The following is a 20,972-nucleotide window of genomic DNA, read 5'->3' as shown; positions in this document are numbered from 1 at the left end:
ACGACCGGGCCCTCAGCCGAGGGCCCGGTCCAGGTTGAAGGCCGCACTGATCAGGGCGAGATGGGTGAACGCCTGCGGGAAGTTGCCCTGTTGCTCACCGGTGTGGCTGATCTCCTCGGCGTACAGGCCCAGATGGTTGGCGTAGGTGAGCATCTTCTCGAAGGCCAGCCGTGCCTCGTCGATCCGGCCGGCGTGCACCATGGCCTCGACGTACCAGAACGAGCAGATGGAGAACGTGCCCTCGTCGCCGTGCAGTCCGTCGGGGCTCGCCACGGGGTCGTAGCGGTAGACGAGCGAGTCGGACACCAGGTCGTGGGTGAGCGCGTCGAGCGTGGACAGCCACTTGGGGTCGGTGGGCGCGATGAACTTCGTCAACGGCATCATCAGGACGGCCGCGTCCAGTACGTCGCCCTCCTCGTGCTGCACGAAGGCCTGGCGGGTCTCCGACCAGCCCTTGCTCATGATGCGCCGGTAGATCGTGTCGCGGGATTCCCGCCAGCGGTTCAGCTCGGCCGGCAGGCCGCGCCGGTTGGCCATGCGGATGGCCCGCTCGATCGCCACCCAGCACATCAGCCGCGAGTACAGGAAGTTCTTGCGGCCGCCGCGGGTCTCCCAGATGCCCTCGTCGGGCTGGTCCCAGTGCTCGCACACCCAGTCCACCAGCGCGCACACGTCGTCCCACTGGCCGCTGGAGATCGGCTTGGCCCACTTGTCGTAGAGGTAGATCGAGTCGATCAGCGCGCCGTAGATGTCGAGTTGCAGCTGGTCGGCGGCGGCGTTGCCGATCCGTACGGGCGCGGAGCCCTGATGCCCTTCCAGATGGGTGAGTTCACGCTCCGTCAGATCGGTGCGGCCGTCGATGCCGTACATGATCTGCAGCGGGCCCGACGGCTTTCCGTCGCCCGGACTGACGTGCCGGGTCACGAAGTTCATGAACGCCTCGGCCTCACTGGTGAAGCCCAGCCGCAGCAGGGCGTAGACGCAGAAGGCCGCGTCACGCACCCACACATACCGGTAGTCCCAGTTGCGCTCGCCGCCGAGTTCCTCGGGCAGGCTCGTCGTCGGGGCGGCCACGATCGCCCCGGTGGGCGCGTAGGTGAGCAGCTTCAGGGTGAGGGCCGAGCGGTGGACCATCTCCCGCCAGCGGCCCCGGTACTTGGAGGCGGACAGCCAGCGCCGCCAGTACGCGACCGTCGTGGTGAACTGCTCCTCGGCCTCGGTGCGGGCGCACCGGCGCGGCGACACCTCGCCGCCGACCTGGTCGAGGGCGAACACCGCCGACTCGCCCTCGGCGAGCTTGAAGTCCGCGCGCGCGTCCAGGCCGTCGGTCTCCAGCGGTACGGTCGCGGTCAGCCCCAGCGACAGCTTCGCGGACTCGAAGACCGCGACGTCGCCGACCATGCGGACCGTGTGCGGCTGGGCGCCGTAGTCGAACCGGGGCGCCACGCGCGTGCGGAACGGGATGGAACCGCGCACGCACAGCACGCGCCGGATGAGCCGGTGCCGCTCGGACTCCACCGAGTCGCTGCCGACGGGCATGAAGTCCTGCACCTCGCCCACGCCGTCCTCGGTGAAGAACCGGGTGATCAGGACGTTCGTGTCGGGAAAGTAGAACTGCTTGGTCCGCGCCGGCACGGCCGCCGCCAGCTCGAAGCGGCCGCCCCGCTCCGTGTCGAGGATCGACGCGAAGACACTCGGCGCGTCGAAGGAGGGGCAGCAGTACCAGTCGATCGTGCCGTCGGTCCCGACCAGGGCCACGCTGCGGAGATCGCCGATCAGACCGTGCTCGGCGATGGGCAGATAGCCCGCGTGGTCCCCCGGTGTTCCGCTCATCGCAGCCTCCCTGGCCGACACTCGCCGTGATCCCAGCTTAGGAGGGATCGGGCGGGGGAGTGCCGGGAACGGGGCAGCCGGTCCCGCACCTCGGCCATGGCGTGAAACGTGGGATACCTGTCGTTGACGCCATCCGCGGGCACACCGCAGGGTGGAGGAGTGGACCAGCGCCGAATCGTCTTCGTGATCTTCGAGGGGTTCCAGCCCCTCGACCTCGTCGGCCCGCACGAGGTGTTCCAGCACGCCCACCGGCTCTCCGGTGCCTACTCCTGCCGGATCGCCGCACCGCGGGCCGGCCTCGTGCGTTCTGTCAGCGGTCTTCCGGTGCACGCCGAGCACGGGGTGGCCGAGGTGGACCCCGTGGGGATCGACACCCTGGTGGTGGCGGGCGGCGGTGGAGTCGACCGCGCCCGGCTCGATCCGGAGCTGACGGGCTGGATCGCGGAGGCGGGGGCCGGCGCCCGGCGGGTCACCTCGGTGTGCAGCGGGGTGTTCCTGCTGGCCGCGGCCGGGTTGCTGAGCGGGCGGCGGGTGACCACCCACTGGGCGCGCGAGCAGCAGCTCGTCCGGGAGCATCCCGAGCTGGTCGTCGACTGCGACCCGATCTTCCTCAGGGACGGTCCGGTGTGGACGTCGGCCGGGGTCACCGCGGGGATGGATCTCGCCCTCGCGCTCGTGGAGGACGACCTGGGCCGGGAGGTCGCCCACGCCGTCGCCCAGGAGATGGTGATGTTCCTGCGCCGCCCCGGCAGCCAGTCGCAGTTCAGCGTGCCGCTGTGGTCGGCGCAGCCCGCCACCGATCCCATCCGCGCCGTGGTCACGGCCGTCCACGCCGACCCCGGAGCCCGGCACGGGATCGACGACCTCGCCTTGTGCGCCGGGCTGAGCACCCGCCATCTCCAGCGCAGGTTCACGGCCGAACTCGGCATCCCTCCGGCGACGTACGTCGAGCGCGTGCGCGTCGAGGCGGCCCAGCGGGCGCTCGCCGAGAGCGACCACCCCGTCGAGACCGTCGCACGCCGCTACGGCTTCGGCACCGCCGAGACCCTGCGCCGGACCTTCCACCGGCACCTCGGCGTCGCGCCCTCCGACTACCGCGACCGGTTCCGGTCCACGAAGCACCACATCTGAGGAGTACGGATGACGACTTACGGCCTGCTGATCTTCGACGGCGTCGAGGAACTCGACTTCACCGGCCCCTGGGAGGTGTTCACCGCCTCCTCCATGCTGCGCGACCACGCCGACACCGCGGTGCTGATCGCCGAACGCCCCGACCCCGTCCGCTGCAACAAGGGCATGCGGGTCCTGCCGGACCACACCTTCGACGACCATCCGCCCCTGGACGTCCTCCTCGTACCGGGCGGCTTCGGCACCCGCCGCGAAGTGGACAACCCCGTGCTCGTCGACTGGATCCGCAAGACCGCCGCCGACACCGCGTGGACCACCAGTGTCTGCACCGGAGCGCTGCTGCTCCACGAGGCGGGCCCGGCCCGCGGCCGTCGGGTCGCCACCCATCACGCGTTCGAGGACACCCTGGAGGCCAGGGGCGAGATCACCGTGGTCCGCGACGCCCGCTACGTCGTCGACGGCGACCTGGTCACCAGCCAGGGCGTCTCGGCCGGAATCGACATGGCCCTGTGGCTCATCGGCCGCCTCCACGGCCGTGAGCACGCCCGCGCGGTCCGCCGCTACATCCAGTACGAGCCCGCCCCGCCGTACCTCGCCGACGAACCGGTGATGGCCTGAGGGGCCTCGGCGTCGGTCACACGGCGAGGACCCTGATCCCCGCCTCCTCGAACCGCCGCACCATCTCCGTCCCCGCCGCCGAGTCCGTGACCAGCGTGTCCACCGACTCGGCCGCGCAGATCCGGGCGAAGGCCCGCTGGCCCAGCTTGCTGGAGTCGGCGGCGACGATCACGCGCTCGGCCCGTTCGCACAGCAGCCGGTTGATCGCGGCCTCGGCCTCGTCGTGGGCGGCGGCGCCGTGCGTGACGTCGAAGGCGACGACGCCGAGCACCGCCACGTCGATGGTGATCTGGCCGAGCACACCGTCGGCGAGCGGCCCGATGAGCTCGTAGGTCTGCGCACGTGCGACCCCGCCGGTCACCACGATCTTGAACTGGGGGCGTACGGCAAGCTCGTTGGCGATGTTGAGCGCGTTTGTGACGATGGTCAGCGCGGGCGTGCCGGTGGCGAGGTCGCCGCGCACGGCCAGGGCACGCGCCACCTCGGTCGTGGTCGTGCCGCCGGTCAGGCCCACCGCCTCGCCGGGCGCGATGAGTTCCGCCACCGCCTTCGCGATGCGCTGCTTCTCGGAGGCGTGGCGGGCCGTCTTGTAGCGCAGCGGCAGTTCGTACGACACGCCGTGCACGACCGCGCCGCCCCTGGTACGCACGAGCATCTGCTGCTCGGCCAGCTGGTCGAAGTCACGGCGGATCGTCGCGGCCGAGACCTCGAGCTCGACGGCCGCCTCCTCGACGTCCAGCCGACCGCGCTCGACGAGCAGTTCCAGCAGCGCCTGCCAACGGGCGTCGCGCGACATCCGCACCCTCCATACCTCGATCTCCCGGCGACTTTAGCGCACCCCTCCTGCGTCCAAATGCTTGATCGTGCTCGAAATATCGCTATATCTTGCATGAATAATCACAGCCCGGGGAGGGGTGCGGCATGACCCATGTCGAAGAAGAGCTGGCTAGTCAACCCGAGTGCTGGACACGGGCCGCGGTGGAAGCGGCACAGCACGGCGGGGCCCTGCCGGCGCCGGGGGAGCGGGTCGCGATCGTCGGGTGCGGCACCTCCTACTTCATGGCGCAGGCGGTCGCGGCGCTGCGCGAGGGCGCGGGTCAGGGCGAGACGGACGCGTTCGCCGCGTCGGAGTTCCCGTACGGCCGCTTGTACGACCGGGTCGTCGCCCTCACCCGCTCCGGCACCACCACCGAAGTGCTGGAACTGCTCGGGCAGTTGAGGGGGCGCCCCCGGACGACCGCGATCACGGCGGACCCCGATACGCCCGTGATGGCCGCCGCCGACGAGGTCGTCGTCCTCGACTTCGCCGACGAACGCTCCGTCGTCCAGACGAGGTTCGCGACCACCGCCCTCACCCTGCTCCGCGCCCACCTGGGACTGCACACCGACGCCGTGGTCGCCGACGCCCGCACCGCCCTCGCGACCCCGCTGCCCGAAGGGCTCGTCGACTGCACGCAGTTCACCTTCCTCGGGCGCGGCTGGACGGTCGGGCTGGCCAACGAGGCCGGGCTGAAGATGCGCGAGGCCGCACTGGCCTGGACCGAGACCTACCCGGCGATGGAGTACCGGCACGGCCCGATCAGCATCACCACCCACGGCACCGCGACCTGGATGCTCGGCGAGGCGCCCGAGGGGCTCGCCGAACAGGTCCGGGACACCGGCGGGTTGTGGATCGGTGGCGGTCTCGACCCGCTCGCCGAACTGGTCCGCGCCCAGCGACTCGCCGTAGCCGTCGCCGCGGCCCGCGGCCTCGACCCGGACAGGCCGCGCCACCTCACCCGCTCGGTGATCCTCGCCGACTCGTAGGAGGAAACATGCCCCTCGCAACCACCGGCGAGCTCGTCCACCGCGCCACCGCTGCCCACTCCGCCGTCGCCGCCTTCAACATCGTCACCCTGGAACACGTCGAGGCCGTCATCGCCGGTGCCGAGTCGGTGAACGCGCCCGTCGTCCTCCAAGTCAGCGAGAACGCGGTCAGGTTCCGCTATGGCCGACTGCTCCCGCTCGCCCGCGCGGCCGTCACCGCCGCCGAACGCGCCGCCGTCCCCGTCGCGTTGCACCTCGACCACGTCCAGAGCGACGACCTGCTGCGCCAGACGGCCGACGCCGGCTTCGGCTCCGTGATGTACGACGCCTCCCGTCTGTCCTACGACGAGAACCTCGCCGCCACCAGGGCCGCGGCCGACTGGGCGCACTCCCAAGGGCTCTGGATCGAGGCGGAGTTGGGGGAGGTGGGCGGCAAGAACGGCGAGCCGCCGCTGGACGCCCACGCGCCCGGCGCCCGGACCGACCCCGCCGAGGCCCGCGCGTTCGTCGCGGACTCCGGTGTGGACGCCCTCGCCGTCGCCATCGGCAGCGCGCACGCGATGACCACCCGCACCGCCAGACTCGACCACGACCTCCTCAAACGCCTGTCCGCCGCGCTGGACGTGCCGCTCGTCCTGCACGGCTCCTCGGGAGTGCCGGACGACGAACTGGCCGCGGCGGTCGCGGGCGGTATCGCCAAGGTGAACGTCGGCACTGCCCTCAACATCGCCATGACGGGAGCGATCCGGGAATTCCTCGCCGCCCACCCCGAGGCGGTCGACTCGCGCAAATACCTGAGTGTGGGGCGGGAGGCGATGGTCGGGGCGGTGGCCGGGATCATCCGGACGCTCGGCGGAGCGGCTACCGCTTGACGGCTTTCAACACCACGAACTTCGGGTCACTGGCGACCAGTTGACTGTTGCCGAACAGCCGCCGCAACTTCAGGTGGTAGCCGAGGTGCCGGTTGCCGATCACCCACAGCTCGCCGCCGGGGCGCAGCACCCGCTTCGCCCCGGTGAACATCCGCCACGCCGTCGCGTCGGTCGTCGCCTGGTGCGTATGGAACGGCGGATTGGTCAGCACGATGTCGACGCTGCCGGCCGGGAGTCCCGCCAGCCCGTCCCCGACCCGGAACTCGGCGTGCCCCGGTACGCCGTTCGCCTTGTACGTCGCCTCCGCCGAGGCCACGGCCTGGAACGACTCGTCCACGAACAGCACCTCGGCCTCGGGATTGGCCAGCGCCGCCGCCGTACCGACGACGCCGTTGCCGCACCCCAGGTCCACGACCCGCTGGGCGCCTCGGCTGTCCGGCAGGTGCTGAAGGAAGAACCGGGTGCCGATGTCGAGCCGGTCGGCGCAGAAGACACCGGCGTGATTGACGACGGTGCGTCCCGAGACGGGGCCGATGCCGTCCGGGAGCGTGTAGCCGTACGGCCAGGGGTTGGCGGTCCGTTCGAGCGAGGGCTCGGGCGTGCAGAAGATGAGCCGGGCCTTCTTCTCGGCGAGTGACGTGCGGGTCGGCCCGAGGATCCGCTCGAACAGCTGCAGCGTCGAGGTGTGGATCTCCTTCACCATGCCGGTGCCGACGACGACCGTGCCGTCGTGCACCGCCGGGGCCAGTCGCAGCAGCTGGTCCTCCAGCAGGGCCAGGCTCTTCGGTACGCGCACCAGCAGGACGTCGATCCGGGCGGGCGGCGGGTCCTGCGTGGTGAGCAGCTGGACGGCACCTGTCTCGGCGCCACCCCGGGCGAGGTTCGCGCGGGTCGCCTCCTGGGCGAGGAACGAGTCCGTGATCTGCACGGGCCGGTGCTCCGCGAGCGCCGTGACCAGCGCACCCCAGCGGTCCCCGACCACCACGACCGTGCCGGACAGCGGGATCCCCTCGTCGGCGAGGCGCGCGAGGTGCCTGAGCAGGTACTCGTCGGCGGCGTCCCAGGCACGCAGCCGGTCGCGCGGGTCCTCGGGGAAGCGGGCCAGCTCGAGCTCGCCCCACGGAGTCGTCATACGGTCGTTCATCGTGCGCCCAGGCTATCGGAGCCGCAGCTCAGGCCCTGTCGGGCTCTCGGGCAGGATGGGAAGCATGGATGCCGAGCTGTTCCCCAGGGCCCGTACGGAGATCGCGCCCGGCGCGGTGCACGTGCCGGACTGGCTGGACGCCGGCCGGCAGCGTGAACTCCTGGAGGCCTGCCGGCAGTGGGCCCGCCCGCCGGCCGGACTGCGCACGGTCCGCACGCCCGGCGGCGGCACGATGACCGCGCGGCAGGTCTGTCTGGGCTGGCACTGGTACCCGTACGCCTACGCCCGCACGGTCGTCGACGGCGACGGGGCACCGGTGAAACCGTTCCCGGACTGGCTGGACGAGCTGGGCCGACGGGCGGTGCGGGACGCGCTCGGGGTGCCTTCCCAGTCGTACGACATCGCCCTGATCAACTTCTACGACGGCGACGCCCGCATGGGCATGCACCGCGACAGCGACGAGAAGTCGGACGCGCCCGTGGTGTCCCTGAGCCTCGGCGACACCTGTGTCTTCCGGTTCGGGAACGCGGAGACCCGGACCCGCCCGTACACGGACGTCGAGCTGCGCAGCGGTGACCTGTTCGTCTTCGGAGGCCGGTCCCGACTCGCGTACCACGGGGTGCCCCGGGTGCACCCGGGCACCGCCCCGCCCGAGTTGGGACTGACCGGGCGGCTGAACATCACGCTCCGGGTCAGCGGCCTCTAGGTCTCCGCAGCTGCGGATCATGGGACACTCGCCCTCATGAGCGGCAAGGCGGACCCCCGGCCGGCGGGGGAAGGGACCACCTCGAGGGCGCGGCTGGACCGGGGGCGCGGTGCGCTCGGGCCCGCGTTGGAGCTCGTGCACACCGGGCGCGCGCCGACCCGGGCCGTGCTGACCGCCGAGCTCGGGGTGACGCGGGCCACGGCCGGTGCGGTCGCCGCCGAGCTGGAGGCGCTCGGGCTGATCCGTGTCGACGCCCGGCCCGGCGCGGCGGCCGGTTCGCAGGGGCGGCCCTCGCACCGGCTCGCGGTCGCCGAGGACGGGCCCGTCGTCCTGGCCGCGCAGGTGCACGCCGACGGGTTCCGGGCGGCGCTGGTCGGACTGGGCGGCCGTATCGTCGCCACCGCACCCGGCTGCGAGACCGTCGACGCCGACCCTGCCAAGGTCCTGGGATCGGTCGTGGAAGCGGGCGCCGAGCTGCTCCGCACGACCGGCCGGCGCTGTGTCGGCGCCGGGCTCGCCGTACCGTCGGCGGTCGCCGAACCGGACGGACTCGCGCTGAACCCGCTGCACCTGGCCTGGCCCGTTGGTGCCCCGGTCCGCCGTATCTTCGCGGAGTGCGTGCACGCGGCCGGCATCACCGGACCCGCGTTCGCGGGCAACGACATCAACCTCGCCGCGCTCGCCGAGCACCGGCACGGCGCGGGCCGCGGCGCCCGGGACCTGCTCTGCGTGGCCACCGGACACCGGGGCGTCGGCGGCGCGCTGGTGCTCGACGGCCGTCTGCACACGGGCAGTTCGGGCCTGGCGCTCGAGGTCGGCCACCTCACCGTCAACCCGGAGGGCCGCCCCTGCCACTGCGGGAGCCGCGGCTGCCTCGACGTCGAGGCCGACCCGCTGGCCCTCCTCACGGCCGCGGGCCGCGACCCGGGCCCCGAGGTGTCCCTGCTCCAGCAGGCCATCGACCTGATCCGCAACCACTACGACGACCCGTCCGTGCGTACGGCCGCCGAGGCCCTCATCGACCGTCTGGGCCTGGGCCTCGCGGGCCTGGTGAACATCCTCAACCCGGACCGCATCATCCTCGGCGGTCTCCACCGCACCCTCCTGGACGCCGACCCGGACCGGCTGCGCGCGGTCGTCGCCGACCGCAGCCTGTGGGGGCAGAGCGGCGGCGTCCCCATCCTCGCGTGCACCCTGGACCACAACAGCCTGGTGGGGGCGGCCGAGTTGGCCTGGCAGCCGGTGCTGGACGACCCGCTGGGGGCACTGACCCGTGCCTGAACAGACCTCTGTTCCCATGAGTGTTGAGCTGCTGGAGGCCGGACGGCTGCGTCTGGTCGAGGTGGCGGCGCCCCCGATGTCGGCTGAGCAGCGCGCGGCCATGAACCGCGCCTGGGACGAAGCGGTCGAGGCCAACCCGAGCTTCTTCGACGGACCGTTGGCGGTCTGCGCTGGGCTCGACCGGGAGCCCTCGGGCGAGCTGGTCGTCTCCTGGTCCCGGACGACCTACCGGTACCTCGCACTGCGCCGGGTCCCCGGCGCCACAGCGCGGCGTTCCCTCTTCGTGAGCGTGATGCAGCCGACCGACGACGGACGCGTGCTGGTGGGCCGTATGTCGTCATCCACCGCCGCCCCCGGCCATTGGCAACTGCCCGGCGGATCGATCGAACCTCCCACCGGCCGCACGCCCCTCGACGAGGCCGCACTGCGCCGTCACGCCGCCGTGGAACTCGCCGAGGAGACAGGCATCGACACGCCGGCCGAAGATCTCACCCGGCGTCTCGTCATCCACAGGTCGGACGGGCAGATCGGTGTCCACTACCTCGCGCCGAGCAGGCCCGCGTCCCAGCTGCATGAGCGATTCGCGGCCCTGGTTGCCGAGGAGACGGCACAGGGACATGACCCGGAGTTCGACCGGATCGCCCTGATCGGCTCCCCGGCCGAGCTCGCGGACCTCGCAGGCCCGCACGTGGTCTATCTGGAACCCCTCGTCCGCTACCACATGGACTCACGCCTCCTCGACGGTCTCCAGGATCCGCGTCCGAGGTGACCCGACCAGCGCCGGCGCGTTCTCGGACGAGGCCCACACCGTCTCCCTGAGGAAGCCCAGGAACCGCTCGGCGCCGGCCACGTCGTCGAAGTCCAGGTCGACGACGACGCAGGCGGGATCGTCGACCGGCCGCTGGACCCGGAGGAGCAGACGATCGCCGTCACCATCGAGGAGACGGCACCGGCGGAGCGGCCGGCCGTCTTCACCCGCGCCTGCGCACTCAGCCGGCGCGAGAGCGAACTCCTCGGCCTGCTCGCCAAGGGCGCGGACAGCCACACCGCGGCCCGCAGCATGTACGTCACCGAACACACCGTCCAGGACCACCTGAGGTCGGTGTTCGCGAAGACCGGCACGCACAACCGCCGGGACCTGCTCAGCCGTACGCTGGGCGCCTGAGCCGGCCCGAGTAGGCTCATGTCATGCGGATCTCCGTTTCCTCCGACATGGACGAACCCGTGGCGCGCGCTCTCGTCACCGAGCTGCGCGGCCGCGGTCACGAGGTGGTCGCTCACGGCGCGCTGCACCCCGGTGCCGACCCGCAGTGGGCCGCCTGCTCGGAGGCGGCGGCTCGCGAGGTCGCCGCCGGGACGGCGGACCAGGCCGTCGTGTGCTGCTGGACCGGCACGGGTGCCTCGATCGCAGCCAACAAGGTGCCGGGCGTACGGGCGGCCCTGTGCACGGACGCCTACACGGCCGACGGCGCCCGCCGCTGGAACGACGCCAATGTGCTGGCCCTCAGCCTGCGGCTGACCTCCGAGCCACTGCTGAAGGAGATCCTCGACGCCTGGTTCGCCGCCGAGGCCAGCGCGGACGCCGAGGACCGGGAGAACGTGGCACGCGTCGAGCGCCTGGACCTCGACAGGGCTCACTGACACAGGCTCCACAGCGCCGCCACCAGCGGTCGGCGCAGATCGGCCCGCCGTACGCACAACCCGATCGGGAACGGCTCCGGCAGCGGATCGGCGGGCACCAGGGACAGCCGGTCCCGCACCGCGCTGTGCTCCAGTACGAGACGGGGGACCACGCCCGTCCCGCAGCCAAGGGCGACCAGCGTCAACAACCCCTCGTGGCCGTCCGGTTCACAGGCCACGTCGGGGACCGTGCCGCGGGTGCGGAACCAGCGGTCGGCGGCGTCGCGGACCAGCCCGCGGTGGGGAAGGACGAAGGGGCCGTCGAGGCCGGGGTCCGGGCGGTCCCGTGCGGTGACGAGGACCAGCTCGGTGACCGCGACCGTCCGGCTCACCAGCGGCTCCGGCAGCCGGGCCGGGATCCCCGCGACGGCCACGTCGACCTCGCCCTCGTCGAGGCGGGCGAGTGCCGCGGCCGCGTCACCGGTGCGCAGGTCGAGCCGCACCTGGGGATGGGCCGCGCGGAACGGGGCCAACAGGTCGGGCAGCAAGGCTTGGCAGGCCGTCACCGTCGCGAACACGGCCAGCCGGCCCGTCAGTTCGGCCGGGTCGGGATGCTCCTCGCGGTAGGCACGCCACAACTCCAGTGCCTGGACGGCGTATTCACGGAAGCGGTGGCCCTCCGCCGTCAGTGACACGCCCCGCGGGCCCCGGTCGAACAGGCGATGCCCGAGGTCCGTCTCCAGCCGCTGCACGGTCCGGGTCAGCGTCGCCGCGCTGACATGGCAGTCCAGACTCGTCCGGCCGAAGTTCAGCGACTGCGCGAGATGCAGGAAAAGCCGGAGCTCTCGATGATCGTCCCGCATCTCGTGACCTGTCCCTTTCACTTCACGCAACAGTGCGGTGCAGGAGTTGCGCTTGCTGCAACACTCGCCGGGAGCCTACAACTCGACCATGACCTCGACCACGTACACCTCCCGCGTCTTCCCTCTCGAAACGATGGACGTCCCCGGCGGCACGGAGACCGTGCTGCGCGGTGGCCGGCACCTGTTTCCGCTGCTGCCGCAGGCCTTCGCCGGAGTGCGCCGCATCGGTGTGATCGGCTGGGGTCCGCAGGGCCGCGCCCAGGCGCTCAACCTGCGCGACTCCCTCGCCGGTACGGACATCAGGGTGACCGTCGGGCTGCGCCCCGGGTCCCGGTCGGCCGCCGACGCCCGCGCCCACGGCTTCACCGAGGAGGACGGCACGCTCGGCGACTGGCTCGCCGTCGCCGCCGACAGCGACCTGGTCGTGCTGCTGATCGCGGACGCCGCGCTCGCCGCCCACCACCAGGAGATCTTCGCGCTCCTGAAGCCCGGCGCGGCCATCGGCCTCTCCCACGGCTTCCTGCTCGGCCACCTCCGCGAGACCGGCGGCGACTTCCCGCCCGGCCATCCGGTGATCGCCGTCTGCCCCAAGGGCATGGGCGACTCCGTGCGCCGCCTCTACCAGCAGGGCGCCGAGATCAACGGCGCCGGCATCAACAGCAGTTTCGCCGTGCACGCCGACCCCGACGGCCGGGCCGCCGACCTCGCGCTCGGCTGGTCGGTCGCGCTCGGGTCGCCGTACACCTTCCGCACCACACTGGAGAGCGAGTACCTCTCCGACATCGTCGGCGAGCGCGCCATCCTGCTCGGCGCCGTGCACGGCATCGTCGAGAGCCGGTACGGCCGCTGCCGGCTGGCCGGTGCCGACGAGGTCACGGCGTACGAGAGGTCCTGCGAGAACGTCACCGGGCCGATCGCCCGCACGATCTCGCAGGCCGGGATCGGCGCGGTGCGCGAGGGCCTCGACGCGGTCGGCCGGGAGGTCTTCGACCGCGCGTACACGGCGACGTACGGACCCGCCCGCGAAATCGTCGCGGAGATCTACGACGAGGTCGCCGACGGCACGGAGCTGCGCAGCGTGATCCTCGCCGAACGGCGGCTAGGAGCCCGCCCGATGAGCGGGATCGGCGGTTCGGCCATGTGGTCCGTCGGAGACCGGGTGCGGGCTCGGCGGGCCGAACGCGAGCTGCCCGTCGACCCGTTCACCGCCGGTGTCTTCGTCGCCACGATGATGGCCCAGGTCGACGAGTTCGCCGAGCGCGGGCACCCGTGGTCGGAGATCGTCAACGAGTCCGTCATCGAGGCGGTCGACTCGCTGCTGCCGTACATGCACGCCCGCGACGTGGCCCACATGGTCGACAACTGCTCCCGCACGGCCCGCCTCGGCGCCCGCCGCTGGGGCCCGCGCTTCCAGGCCGCGTACGAACAGATCGCCTACCCGGCCGCCGAACTCCCGGCGGACGAGGCCCTGTTGAGCGCTTTCACCACCCACCCCGTCCACGAGGCGCTGGCCGCGGCGGCGAAGCTCCGGCCGTCGGTGGACATCTCGGTGGCGTAAGGCTGTTGTCAGTGGGGGCGGTTAGCCTGCGCGCATGATCGAGACGACTGAGGGCGACCGCGCCTTTCCCGCCGCCCTGACCGAAGTGGCCCGCGTGGAGTTCGACTACGACGACGGCGAGGGCGTCGACTACGAACCGTACGACGCCTTCGACTCCGCCGAGGAGACCACGGACTGGCTCCGCCACTGGACCGGCAACCACGAACTGGACGGCGACGCCTATCGGGTCTTCGGGCAGGACGGCACCGGCGGTCTCGTAGCCCTGTGGTGCGTGCGGCCGGGGCGCCCCCTCGCCGAGCAGCCCGTGGTGTTCCTGGGCTCGGAGGGCGAGCGCGGTGTGGTGGCACCGAGCCTGTCCGACTTCCTGTGGGTGCTGGCCGACGGCCTGGGGCCGATGGAGGTCGTCGAGCACGAGCAGCACGAGGGGCGCCCGAACGCGGCACTGACCGCTCTTGCCGGGCGGCACGCGACCACCCCGCGCCGCCCCACCCGGGACATCGTCACCGCCGCCCGAGCCGAGTTCCCGACCTTCTCGGACGACATCGACGCACTCTGCCGGTGAGCGACATCATTTCGGCCGAGCCCCGGACCCGCCACCGTCGTCGAGGTACTGCGCCACCCCGTGGCCGAGCGACCAGTCGGCAGGCCCGTTCTCGGTCACGGTGACGAACACGTTCCGCGGTTCGGTGCCCGCGTAGGCGTGGGCGAGTTCGGCGATCCGCCGGTACAGCGCCCGCTTCTGGTCGGGTGTACGTCCCGAGCGCAGCGTGATCGCGACGTACACGATTCCGTCGTCTCGGTGTAACTCCCAGGTAGTCGCCGTAGCGGAGCGTGCTGCCGACGCCGTCGTGGCCGACCAGGACCTGGAACAGGTCGTCGGGCGGGATGCCGATCGTCTCCCTCAGGGCGTCGTGCACGGCACGGCCCAGCGCGTCGAGCCGGGCGCCGTCGGCACTCAGGGCGTCTATGCGGACGAAGGGCATCTCGCGGTTCTCCACTTCAGGCGCGGCGCGGCCTCGGGACCAGCTCGCCGCCGCAGTTGGGGCAGATGTCCTGCATGGCCTCCGTACAGGGCACGCAAAAGGTGCACTCGTAGGTGCAGATGCGGGCCGGGGCGTCGGGCGGCAGCGCCGCGGTCTCGCAGCGCTCGCACCGATCGCGCATCTCCAGTGCCATCTCTTCACCTTTCGGCAAGGGGCCCTGGTCAGCGCCACTGCACGCCGAAGGCCCGTCCCGGGTTCCGCGTGAGGATACGCGCCACCAGCTCCTCACCCAGCTCGACCGTCAGCCGCGGCCGCACCCGGCGCAGCAGATACGGCATCCCCGGGCCGCCGTTGACCGAGCGGGCCGCCGCGGTCGTGGTGTCGCCGCCGAGGAGCAGACGGTCGCCGTGGCCCGCGTCGGCGAGCGCGCGTACGGCGTCCGGCATGCGCCAGTCCGTGGCGTGATGCGCGCGTGACGGTCCGTCGAAGGCGAGGCAGCAGCCCGCCGCCGCGGCCTGGCTGTGCACCGTGAAGTCGGGGCAGCGGTTGAGGTGGCCCAGGATCACCCGGTGCGGCGGCACCCCCAACTCGCCGCACAGCAGATCCAGTACATCCAGCGCACCGGTACCCAGCTCCAGATGTACGGCAATGGGCGCGTCCGTCGCGTGGTGGGCCTCGGCCGCCGCGCTCATGGTCCAGCGCGCGTGCGCGTCGAGGGCGTGGAACCCGCCCGCGACCTTGATCAGCCCCGCGCGGACGCCCGACGTGCCGATGCCGTCGGTGAGTTCCGAGAAGAAGACCCCGGCGAGCCTGCCACGTAGCCCGGCGAGCGTCTCGTCGTCGTAGTGGACGGCCTGGTGCAGTCCGGTCGCGGCGACCACGTGCACCCCGGTCTCCCGGGACAGCGGCGGCAGATCGGCGGCCCGGCGGCCCAGTCCGTACGGCGTCCACTGCACCACACTGTGACCGCCGCCGGCGACGAACGCCTGCAACTCCGCCCGCGCCGCGGATTCGCTCTGCAGCTCCTGCCCGGGCAGTCGGGGGCTGCCGAAGAACAGGTGGTCGTGCGCGTCGCAGACCCCCAACTGGTCGGCGGGGACGTCCCCGAGCACCGTACGGACAGCGCTCACCACTGGCGCCCCCGCGGCAGCCGCTCCCGACCCGGTGCCGACACGTGCAGCACCTCGAACACGTCACCGTCGGCCTTGGGTGTCTCGTGCGCCCAGAGCGAGAAGTGGACGAGCTCCCAGCGGCTCGTGTCCACGGCCGCCGCCGCGAACACCGCGCCGTCCTCCCCGGCCAGCCGCTCCGTCTCGCCCACCGCGCCTGCCATCACCTCGGACAACTCCGCCCCGTCCGGCACCGACTGCCGTCGCCGCACCGCCACCCGAGCCGGCGAACCGGCGGCGGCGCCCTCCTCGTACGCCAGGCCCGTCCACTGCCTGACCGACGGTCGCCCGAAGTCGTTGCTGAGCCCCTGGAAGGCGCCTCCCCAGAGGAAGGTGTTCATGCCCTCCACGGTGTTCCACAGGTAGAACGGCGCGTACTGATTCACCGGCGAGCCGTTCACGCCCCGCTCGCGCAGCAGGTACGTCTTGAAGCCGAGCCCCTCCCAGTCGTCGAGCAGGTGCCCGATCCGGGCGACGCGGCTGCGGATGACGCCCATGTCGTAGTCGGCGGGCAGGCTGAGCTCGTACTGCATGGCGTGCATCGGTGTCTCCTCAGGCCTCAGGTCGGGTAGTCGTCGGCGTCGACGTGCGCGTCCCAGTGGGTGGTCGTGCCGTCCTGCGACGCCTCGACGACGGCGAGGTGTGTCATGAAGGTGCGCGGCCCGGCCCCGTGCCAGTGCCACTCGTCCGGCTCGATCCACACGGTGTCGCCCGCGCGGATCGGCTCGACGTCACCGCCCCTGCGCTGCACCAGCCCCTCGCCCGCCAGGACGTGCAGCACCTGGCCGTGCGGATGGCGGTGCCATGCAGTGTGGGCGCCGGGCGCGAAGTGGACGTTGAACATCCGCAGCCTGGACGGAGCAGGGGGCGCGGCCAGTTCGTCGAGCCACACCGTGCCGGTGAAGTTCTCCGCGGGGCCCTGCCGGGTGTCGGGACGCTTCCTGGTGATGTGCACAGACCTGAACTCCTAACGGGGGGCGAGAAGGGAGAGCAGCCCTCGGACGCCGGCGTCGAAGGCGGTGGGTGAACCGGAGGCGCGGGCCAGGACGTAACCGCCCTGCACGGTCGCGAGGACGGTCGACGCGATCTCCTCGCCGTCCAGCGAGTCCGCGAACTGCCCCTGCTCCTTGCCCTCTTCGACGATCCCGGCGATCAGCTCGCGGATCGCGTCGAGCGTCTCGTCGACGGGTGCGCGCAGTTCGGCACTGGCGATGACGTCCGGGTCCATCGTGAGTCGGCCGATCGGGCAGCCGCGCAGCACGTCGCGCTCGCGGAGCAGATACGCCTCGATGCGCTCGTACGGCGTCCCCGGCCCGCGGAGTACTCCCTCGGCGGTAGCCCGCAACTCCTCGGCGGTGCGCCGGATCGCGGCCAGGGCGAGATCCGGCTTCCCCTTGAAGTGGTGGTACATGCTGCCCTGTCCGGCGCCCGCGCGCTCCAGGATGGCCTTGGGGCTGGTGCCCACATAACCGCGCTCCCACAGCAGCTCGCGGGTGGACTCGATCAGTCGGTCCGAGGTGCTCATGCCCTCACTGTACATACTAGTAGTTACAGAAGTCGACGGCTTAAGGAGCAGCCGGAACGCGCGTACGTACTCCCCGGGACGTACGCGCACTGCCGCTGGCCGTACGACGACCCGGACCCCCTCCCGGAGCCAGTCTCGAAGGACCAACAAAAGAGACGACCAGGGAGATGAACCGACATGCAGACTCTCGCGCACTGGGACGGCGGCCCCGGCCCGTGGATCCTCTTCTTCCCGCTGATCTGGGCGGCCGTCGTGATCGGCGTCGTCACCGTCCTGCGTCGCACCGTCTGGCGCGGCCGTCGTGGCCCGTGGCGTGCGATGGGCGACAACGGACCGTGGCGCTCGCAGACCGACGCCGGCCCGTCCGGCGACTCGCCGATCGCCATGCTCGGCCGCCGCTTCGCCTCCGGCGAGATCGACGAGGACGAGTACTGGCGCCGGCTGTCCGTCCTGGACGAGCAGTTCGGCCGTGCGACGGGCAAGGGCGGTGCGGCATGACCACCGCCACGACCACCGTGCGGACGGCCGCCCGGGTCGTCGACGCCGTGAAGGTGTACGGCAGCGGCGACACCAGCGTGAGGGCCCTGGACGGGGTGAGCGTCGACTTCCCGGTCGGCCGCTTCACCGCGATCATGGGGCCCTCGGGCTCCGGCAAGTCCACCCTGATGCACTGCGCGGCAGGCCTCGACACGCTCACCGGGGGAGCCGCGTACATCGGCGACACCGACCTCGGCGGCCTCGACGACCGTCGCCTCACCCTGCTGCGCCGCGACCGCGTCGGCTTCGTGTTCCAGGCGTTCAACCTGGTACCGACCCTGACCGTCGCCGAGAACATCACGCTGCCGCTGGACCTCGCGGGCGGCAAGGGCGACCCGGAGTGGATCGACGCGCTCGTCGACGTCGTCGGCCTGCGCGACCGACTCCACCACCGGCCTTCCGAACTCTCCGGCGGACAGCAGCAACGCGTCGCCGTGGCACGGGCGTTCGCGGGTCGCCCGGACGTCGTCTTCGCGGACGAGCCGACCGGCAACCTCGACTCCCGCTCCGGCGAGGAGGTCCTCGGCCTCCTCGGCCGGGCCGTGCGCCAGACGGCCCGCACGGTCGTCATGGTCACCCACGACCCGGTCGCCGCCGCCCACGCCGACGAGGTCGTCTTCCTCGCCGACGGGCGCCTGGTCGACCGTATGGAATCCCCGACCGCCGACAAGGTCCTGGACCGCTTGAAAGCCTTCGAGGTGCCCTCATGAACGCCTCCGTACGCCTGAGTGTGTCCTCCCTGCGCGCCCATAAGCGACGCTTCGCCGGTACGTTCCTCGCCGTGTTCCTCGGCGTCGCGTTCCTGGCCGGGACCCTCGTCATGGGCGACACCCTGCGCGCCAGCTTCGACACGATGTTCGGCAACGCGACCAGCGGCACCGACGCCGTCGTCCGCAGCGCCGAGGCCATCACCACGCCCGGGGAGAGCGAGGGCGTGCGGGAGCCGGTCGACGCGGACCTGGTGACCGCCATCGAGAAGGTCCCCGGCGTCGCGGCCGCCGCCCCCAACATCCAGGGCGCGGGCCAGCTCGTCGGCGCGAACGGCGACCCCATCGGCGGCCAGGGCCCGCCCACCCTCGCCGGCAACTGGATCGCCGATCCCGAGCTCAACGCCTATCAGCTCGCCGAAGGCCGGGTCCCGGCGAAGTCCGGCGAGGTCGTCATCGACCGCGGTACGGCCGAGCGCGGCGACCTGAAGATCGGCGACACGACGACCCTGCGGACGCCCGACCCGGTCAAGGTGACGATCGTCGGTCTCGCGACCTTCGGCGGCGAGGACGGCATGGCCCAGGTGACCTTCACCGGTATGACCCAGGCCGACGCAGAGAAGTACCTCACGGCCGGGCCCGGCGAGGCGTCGAGCATCCAGGTGCGCGCCGGTCCCGGTGTCGGCCAGCAGGAACTCGTCGACCGGCTGACTCCCGTGCTGCCCAAGGGGGTTGAGGCCATCACCGGTCAGGAGTCGACCGAGGAGAACACCGACATGATCTCCAGTCAGTTCCTGGCCATCTTCACCACCTTCCTCCTCGTGTTCTCGGGCGTGGCCCTGCTGGTCGCGACCTTCTCCATCCACAACACCTTCGCGATCGTCGTCGCCCAACGCACCCGCGAGAACGCCCTGTTGCGAGCCCTCGGCGCATCCCGCCGTCAGGTCACCGCGTCGACCCTCGTCGAGGCGAGCGCCGTGGCCGTGACCGCGTCGGCCGCGGGCCTGGCCGGCGGCATCGGTATCGCCGCCGGGCTGCAGGTACTGTTCCCGGCCATCGGATTCCCGTTCCCCGAGGGCGACTTGGTGATCAGCGTCCTGTCCATGGTCCTGCCGCTCGCGGTCGGCATCGTGGTCTGCCTCGGCTCTGCGCTGCTGCCCGCCGTACGGGCCGGCCGCACCGCCCCGATGGCGGCGCTGCGCGAGACGGCCGTGGACCAGTCGGGCGCCTCCCGCGTCCGAGCCGTCACAGGGGCGGGTCTGGCCGCGCTCGCGGTGGCCGTCACGCTCACCGGTGTCCTGGTGTCACCGTCGCTCTGGCTGCCGGGAACCGGCGCCGTCCTGGCTCTGGTGTCCTTCGTGGTCCTCGGCCCGGTCGCCTCCACGACGGCCGTACGCGTCCTCGGTGGTCCGCTCGGCAAACTGCGCGGTGTCACCGGCTCGCTCGCTCGACGCAATGCCCTGCGCAGCCCCAAGAGGACGGCTGCCACCGCCAGTGCGCTGATGATCGGCGTGGCCGTGGTGTCGCTGTTCACGGTGTTCGGCGCCTCGCTCAAGGCGACCATGGACCAGACCGTGTCGCGGTCCTTCGCCGGCGACGTCGCCGTGAGCACCCCGTCGTTCGGTGCGGGCGGCAGCGGACTGAGCCCGAAGCTGGCCGATGCCATCGACGGGCTGCCCGAGGTGGACACGGCCGTCGGACTCGGCCGCGGCGTCGCCGAAGTGGACGGCAAGGGGCGGGCGTTGACCGTCACCGACCCGGTCGCGCTGGAGCGCACCTTCGACCTCGGCAACGTCCAGGGCTCCCTGAACGCCCTCGGCGCGAACGGCATCGCCATCACGGAGAAGGAGGCCGACAAGCAGGGCCTCAAGACCGGTGACAAGGCCCAACTGACCTTCACCGACGGCAAGAAGGAGAGCTTCACGGTCCGCGCGGTCTACGGCCAGTCCGAACTCGCCGGCGACTACGTCATCACCCGCGCCGCCTGGGCCCCACACCGTACCCAGGACTCCGACACCCTCGTCGCCGTCTCCTTCAGGGACGGAGTGAGCGCCGACGCGGGCAAGGCAGCGGTGGAAAAGGTCGCCGACCAGTACGGCAACCCCGAGGTGCAGACCCGCGACGAGTACGCGCAGTCCTCGGCCGGCGGCATCGACATGATGCTCACGCTCGTGTACGCGCTGCTGGCCCTCGCGGTGCTCATCGCGCTCCTCGGCATCGCCAACACACTGACCCTGGCGATCCACGAACGCACCCGGGAACTGGGCCTGCTGCGGGCCGTCGGCCAGACGCGGTCCCAACTGCGGGCCATGGTCCGCTGGGAGTCGGTCCTGGTCGCCGCCTTCGGCACGGTCGGCGGGCTCGCCCTCGGTGCCTTCCTCGGCTGGGTGCTGGTGAAGGCCTCCGACGGCGCGAGTGACAGCGCCTTCGCCTTCGCGATGCCGCCCGTGCAGCTCGCGATCGTGGCGCTGGTGGGCCTCGCCGCAGGAGCCCTGGCGGGCCTACGCCCGGCCAGGCGAGCAGCGCGCTTGGACGTGCTGCGGGCGATCGCCACGGAGTGAGCAAGGGCAAGTGCCCACCAACGTCCATCGCCATAGGGCGTCCCGTGGGCGAACGAGCCGT

At 71.9% G+C, this 20,972-nt stretch carries 24 protein-coding genes and 1 pseudogene; 14 read left to right on the top strand and 11 right to left on the bottom strand.

Features of this window, described 5'->3' with window-relative positions:
• Window positions 1–12: 12 nt before the first annotated feature.
• Window positions 13–1,833 carry a glycoside hydrolase family 15 protein gene (locus IG08_RS0138400; protein ID WP_030614034.1) on the bottom strand — a complete coding sequence of 607 codons (1,821 nt, stop codon included), beginning with the start codon at window positions 1,831–1,833 and terminating at the stop codon, window positions 13–15.
• Window positions 1,834–1,992: 159 nt separating this feature from the next.
• On the opposite strand from IG08_RS0138400, the gene IG08_RS0138395 reads away from it, so the two are divergent.
• Together IG08_RS0138395 and IG08_RS0138390 are read left to right on the top strand one after the other, a co-directional pair.
• The gene (locus IG08_RS0138395; protein WP_030614031.1) at window positions 1,993–2,964 is read left to right on the top strand and encodes a GlxA family transcriptional regulator; all 972 of its coding nucleotides are present in this window, start codon (window positions 1,993–1,995) and stop codon (window positions 2,962–2,964) included.
• A gap of 9 nt (window positions 2,965–2,973) precedes the next feature.
• On the top strand, window positions 2,974–3,579 hold the full coding sequence (locus tag IG08_RS0138390; RefSeq protein WP_030614029.1) for a DJ-1/PfpI family protein: 606 nt from the start codon (window positions 2,974–2,976) through the stop codon (window positions 3,577–3,579).
• Between the two features lie 16 nt (window positions 3,580–3,595).
• Here the strand turns inward: IG08_RS0138390 and IG08_RS0138385 are convergent, their stop codons facing one another.
• A complete protein-coding gene (locus IG08_RS0138385) occupies window positions 3,596–4,375 on the bottom strand; it encodes a DeoR/GlpR family DNA-binding transcription regulator (protein WP_030614027.1) in 780 nt (259 codons plus the stop codon).
• A gap of 125 nt (window positions 4,376–4,500) precedes the next feature.
• Here IG08_RS0138385 and IG08_RS0138380 point away from each other — a divergent pair, with 125 nt between their 5' ends.
• Both IG08_RS0138380 and IG08_RS0138375 read left to right on the top strand, forming a co-directional pair.
• Entirely contained in the window at window positions 4,501–5,385 is an 885-nt protein-coding gene (locus IG08_RS0138380; protein WP_030614025.1) for an SIS domain-containing protein, read from the top strand.
• 8 nt (window positions 5,386–5,393) lie between these two features.
• Complete coding sequence (locus tag IG08_RS0138375) at window positions 5,394–6,257, top strand: class II fructose-bisphosphate aldolase (RefSeq protein ID WP_030614022.1); 864 nt, start codon at window positions 5,394–5,396, stop codon at window positions 6,255–6,257.
• Here IG08_RS0138375 and IG08_RS0138370 read toward each other — a convergent pair.
• Window positions 6,247–7,389 carry a methyltransferase gene (locus IG08_RS0138370; protein ID WP_030614021.1) on the bottom strand — a complete coding sequence of 381 codons (1,143 nt, stop codon included), beginning with the start codon at window positions 7,387–7,389 and terminating at the stop codon, window positions 6,247–6,249. The two genes, IG08_RS0138375 and IG08_RS0138370, sit on opposite strands and share 11 nt — an antisense overlap.
• A 76-nt stretch (window positions 7,390–7,465) precedes the next feature.
• Here IG08_RS0138370 and IG08_RS0138365 point away from each other — a divergent pair, with 76 nt between their 5' ends.
• Genes IG08_RS0138365 through IG08_RS0138355 form a run of 3 tightly spaced genes read left to right on the top strand, consistent with a single transcriptional unit; the run spans window position 7,466 to window position 10,157 of the window.
• Window positions 7,466–8,107: an alpha-ketoglutarate-dependent dioxygenase AlkB family protein gene (locus tag IG08_RS0138365; RefSeq protein WP_030614020.1), complete on the top strand. Its 642-nt coding sequence runs from the start codon at window positions 7,466–7,468 to the stop codon at window positions 8,105–8,107.
• A gap of 36 nt (window positions 8,108–8,143) precedes the next feature.
• Window positions 8,144–9,388, top strand: a complete 1,245-nt coding sequence (locus tag IG08_RS0138360; protein WP_030614019.1) for an ROK family protein — start codon at window positions 8,144–8,146, stop codon at window positions 9,386–9,388.
• 16 nt (window positions 9,389–9,404) lie between these two features.
• Window positions 9,405–10,157 (top strand): NUDIX hydrolase, encoded by a 753-nt coding sequence (locus IG08_RS0138355; protein ID WP_030614018.1) that lies wholly within the window; start codon window positions 9,405–9,407, stop codon window positions 10,155–10,157.
• On the opposite strand, the gene IG08_RS61740 is transcribed toward IG08_RS0138355, so the two are convergent.
• Window positions 10,116–10,433, bottom strand: coding sequence for a hypothetical protein (locus IG08_RS61740; protein ID WP_234343055.1), 318 nt, complete (start codon window positions 10,431–10,433; stop codon window positions 10,116–10,118). The genes IG08_RS0138355 and IG08_RS61740 overlap by 42 nt on opposite strands.
• On the opposite strand from IG08_RS61740, the gene IG08_RS62860 reads away from it, so the two are divergent.
• Window positions 10,323–10,553 (top strand): helix-turn-helix domain-containing protein, encoded by a 231-nt coding sequence (locus IG08_RS62860; protein WP_338060177.1) that lies wholly within the window; start codon window positions 10,323–10,325, stop codon window positions 10,551–10,553. The two genes, IG08_RS61740 and IG08_RS62860, sit on opposite strands and share 111 nt — an antisense overlap.
• A 23-nt stretch (window positions 10,554–10,576) precedes the next feature.
• Window positions 10,577–11,029 (top strand): RpiB/LacA/LacB family sugar-phosphate isomerase, encoded by a 453-nt coding sequence (locus tag IG08_RS0138340; protein ID WP_030614014.1) that lies wholly within the window; start codon window positions 10,577–10,579, stop codon window positions 11,027–11,029.
• Here the strand turns inward: IG08_RS0138340 and ilvY are convergent.
• Window positions 11,023–11,871, bottom strand: a complete 849-nt coding sequence (gene ilvY, locus IG08_RS0138335) for an HTH-type transcriptional activator IlvY (protein ID WP_030614012.1) — start codon at window positions 11,869–11,871, stop codon at window positions 11,023–11,025. The two genes, IG08_RS0138340 and ilvY, sit on opposite strands and share 7 nt — an antisense overlap.
• 88 nt (window positions 11,872–11,959) lie before the next feature.
• Between ilvY and IG08_RS0138330 the strand changes: the two genes are divergently transcribed.
• A complete protein-coding gene (locus IG08_RS0138330) occupies window positions 11,960–13,429 on the top strand; it encodes a ketol-acid reductoisomerase (RefSeq protein ID WP_030614010.1) in 1,470 nt (489 codons plus the stop codon).
• Between the two features lie 34 nt (window positions 13,430–13,463).
• Window positions 13,464–13,991 carry a 3'-5' exonuclease family protein gene (locus tag IG08_RS0138325; RefSeq protein WP_030614007.1) on the top strand — a complete coding sequence of 176 codons (528 nt, stop codon included), beginning with the start codon at window positions 13,464–13,466 and terminating at the stop codon, window positions 13,989–13,991.
• Window positions 13,992–13,997: 6 nt separating this feature from the next.
• Here IG08_RS0138325 and IG08_RS54775 read toward each other — a convergent pair.
• The 6 genes and pseudogenes from IG08_RS54775 to IG08_RS0138295 all read right to left on the bottom strand — a co-directional run bounded on the left by IG08_RS54775 (window position 13,998) and on the right by IG08_RS0138295 (window position 17,106).
• Window positions 13,998–14,412: pseudogene (locus IG08_RS54775) on the bottom strand (tautomerase family protein).
• 16 nt (window positions 14,413–14,428) lie between these two features.
• Window positions 14,429–14,605: a DUF1272 domain-containing protein gene (locus IG08_RS0138315; RefSeq protein WP_030614006.1), complete on the bottom strand. Its 177-nt coding sequence runs from the start codon at window positions 14,603–14,605 to the stop codon at window positions 14,429–14,431.
• Between the two features lie 28 nt (window positions 14,606–14,633).
• A complete protein-coding gene (locus IG08_RS0138310; RefSeq protein WP_030614003.1) occupies window positions 14,634–15,542 on the bottom strand; it encodes a phosphotriesterase family protein in 909 nt (302 codons plus the stop codon).
• Window positions 15,539–16,123, bottom strand: a complete 585-nt coding sequence (locus IG08_RS0138305) for a DUF4865 family protein (protein WP_030613999.1) — start codon at window positions 16,121–16,123, stop codon at window positions 15,539–15,541. The genes IG08_RS0138310 and IG08_RS0138305 overlap by 4 nt, the downstream gene beginning before the upstream one ends.
• Window positions 16,124–16,140: 17 nt before the next feature.
• Window positions 16,141–16,536: a (R)-mandelonitrile lyase gene (locus IG08_RS0138300; RefSeq protein WP_030613997.1), complete on the bottom strand. Its 396-nt coding sequence runs from the start codon at window positions 16,534–16,536 to the stop codon at window positions 16,141–16,143.
• Window positions 16,537–16,548: 12 nt separating this feature from the next.
• Window positions 16,549–17,106: a TetR/AcrR family transcriptional regulator gene (locus IG08_RS0138295; protein WP_234343054.1), complete on the bottom strand. Its 558-nt coding sequence runs from the start codon at window positions 17,104–17,106 to the stop codon at window positions 16,549–16,551.
• Between the two features lie 177 nt (window positions 17,107–17,283).
• Here IG08_RS0138295 and IG08_RS0138290 point away from each other — a divergent pair, with 177 nt between their 5' ends.
• From IG08_RS0138290 to IG08_RS0138280, 3 genes are read left to right on the top strand one after another with little or no spacing between them, the layout of a single operon-like run.
• The gene (locus IG08_RS0138290; RefSeq protein ID WP_030613991.1) at window positions 17,284–17,604 is read left to right on the top strand and encodes an SHOCT domain-containing protein; all 321 of its coding nucleotides are present in this window, start codon (window positions 17,284–17,286) and stop codon (window positions 17,602–17,604) included.
• On the top strand, window positions 17,601–18,353 hold the full coding sequence (locus IG08_RS0138285; RefSeq protein ID WP_030613988.1) for an ABC transporter ATP-binding protein: 753 nt from the start codon (window positions 17,601–17,603) through the stop codon (window positions 18,351–18,353). Before IG08_RS0138290 ends, IG08_RS0138285 begins: the two co-directional genes overlap by 4 nt.
• Window positions 18,350–20,911, top strand: coding sequence for an ABC transporter permease (locus IG08_RS0138280; RefSeq protein ID WP_030613986.1), 2,562 nt, complete (start codon window positions 18,350–18,352; stop codon window positions 20,909–20,911). Before IG08_RS0138285 ends, IG08_RS0138280 begins: the two co-directional genes overlap by 4 nt.
• Window positions 20,912–20,972: the final 61 nt, after the last annotated feature.

Source organism: Streptomyces fulvoviolaceus (assembly GCF_000718165.1).
Taxonomy (GTDB): Bacteria; Actinomycetota; Actinomycetes; order Streptomycetales; family Streptomycetaceae; genus Streptomyces; species Streptomyces fulvoviolaceus.
This window is presented reverse-complemented; position numbering and strand designations above follow the sequence as displayed.

Coding starts and splice junctions, on each gene's coding strand:
- IG08_RS0138400 (WP_030614034.1), bottom strand. CDS start 1,833: ATGAGCGGAACACCGGGGGACCACGCGGGCTATCTGCCCATCGCCGAG.
- IG08_RS0138390 (WP_030614029.1), top strand. CDS start 2,974: ATGACGACTTACGGCCTGCTGATCTTCGACGGCGTCGAGGAACTCGAC.
- IG08_RS0138385 (WP_030614027.1), bottom strand. CDS start 4,375: ATGTCGCGCGACGCCCGTTGGCAGGCGCTGCTGGAACTGCTCGTCGAG.
- IG08_RS0138380 (WP_030614025.1), top strand. CDS start 4,501: ATGACCCATGTCGAAGAAGAGCTGGCTAGTCAACCCGAGTGCTGGACA.
- IG08_RS0138375 (WP_030614022.1), top strand. CDS start 5,394: ATGCCCCTCGCAACCACCGGCGAGCTCGTCCACCGCGCCACCGCTGCC.
- IG08_RS0138370 (WP_030614021.1), bottom strand. CDS start 7,389: ATGACGACTCCGTGGGGCGAGCTCGAGCTGGCCCGCTTCCCCGAGGAC.
- IG08_RS0138365 (WP_030614020.1), top strand. CDS start 7,466: ATGGATGCCGAGCTGTTCCCCAGGGCCCGTACGGAGATCGCGCCCGGC.
- IG08_RS0138360 (WP_030614019.1), top strand. CDS start 8,144: ATGAGCGGCAAGGCGGACCCCCGGCCGGCGGGGGAAGGGACCACCTCG.
- IG08_RS0138355 (WP_030614018.1), top strand. CDS start 9,405: ATGAGTGTTGAGCTGCTGGAGGCCGGACGGCTGCGTCTGGTCGAGGTG.
- IG08_RS0138340 (WP_030614014.1), top strand. CDS start 10,577: ATGCGGATCTCCGTTTCCTCCGACATGGACGAACCCGTGGCGCGCGCT.
- ilvY (WP_030614012.1), bottom strand. CDS start 11,871: ATGCGGGACGATCATCGAGAGCTCCGGCTTTTCCTGCATCTCGCGCAG.
- IG08_RS0138330 (WP_030614010.1), top strand. CDS start 11,960: ATGACCTCGACCACGTACACCTCCCGCGTCTTCCCTCTCGAAACGATG.
- IG08_RS0138325 (WP_030614007.1), top strand. CDS start 13,464: ATGATCGAGACGACTGAGGGCGACCGCGCCTTTCCCGCCGCCCTGACC.
- IG08_RS0138315 (WP_030614006.1), bottom strand. CDS start 14,605: ATGGCACTGGAGATGCGCGATCGGTGCGAGCGCTGCGAGACCGCGGCG.
- IG08_RS0138305 (WP_030613999.1), bottom strand. CDS start 16,123: ATGCACGCCATGCAGTACGAGCTCAGCCTGCCCGCCGACTACGACATG.
- IG08_RS0138295 (WP_234343054.1), bottom strand. CDS start 17,106: ATGAGCACCTCGGACCGACTGATCGAGTCCACCCGCGAGCTGCTGTGG.
- IG08_RS0138290 (WP_030613991.1), top strand. CDS start 17,284: ATGCAGACTCTCGCGCACTGGGACGGCGGCCCCGGCCCGTGGATCCTC.
- IG08_RS0138285 (WP_030613988.1), top strand. CDS start 17,601: ATGACCACCGCCACGACCACCGTGCGGACGGCCGCCCGGGTCGTCGAC.
- IG08_RS0138280 (WP_030613986.1), top strand. CDS start 18,350: ATGAACGCCTCCGTACGCCTGAGTGTGTCCTCCCTGCGCGCCCATAAG.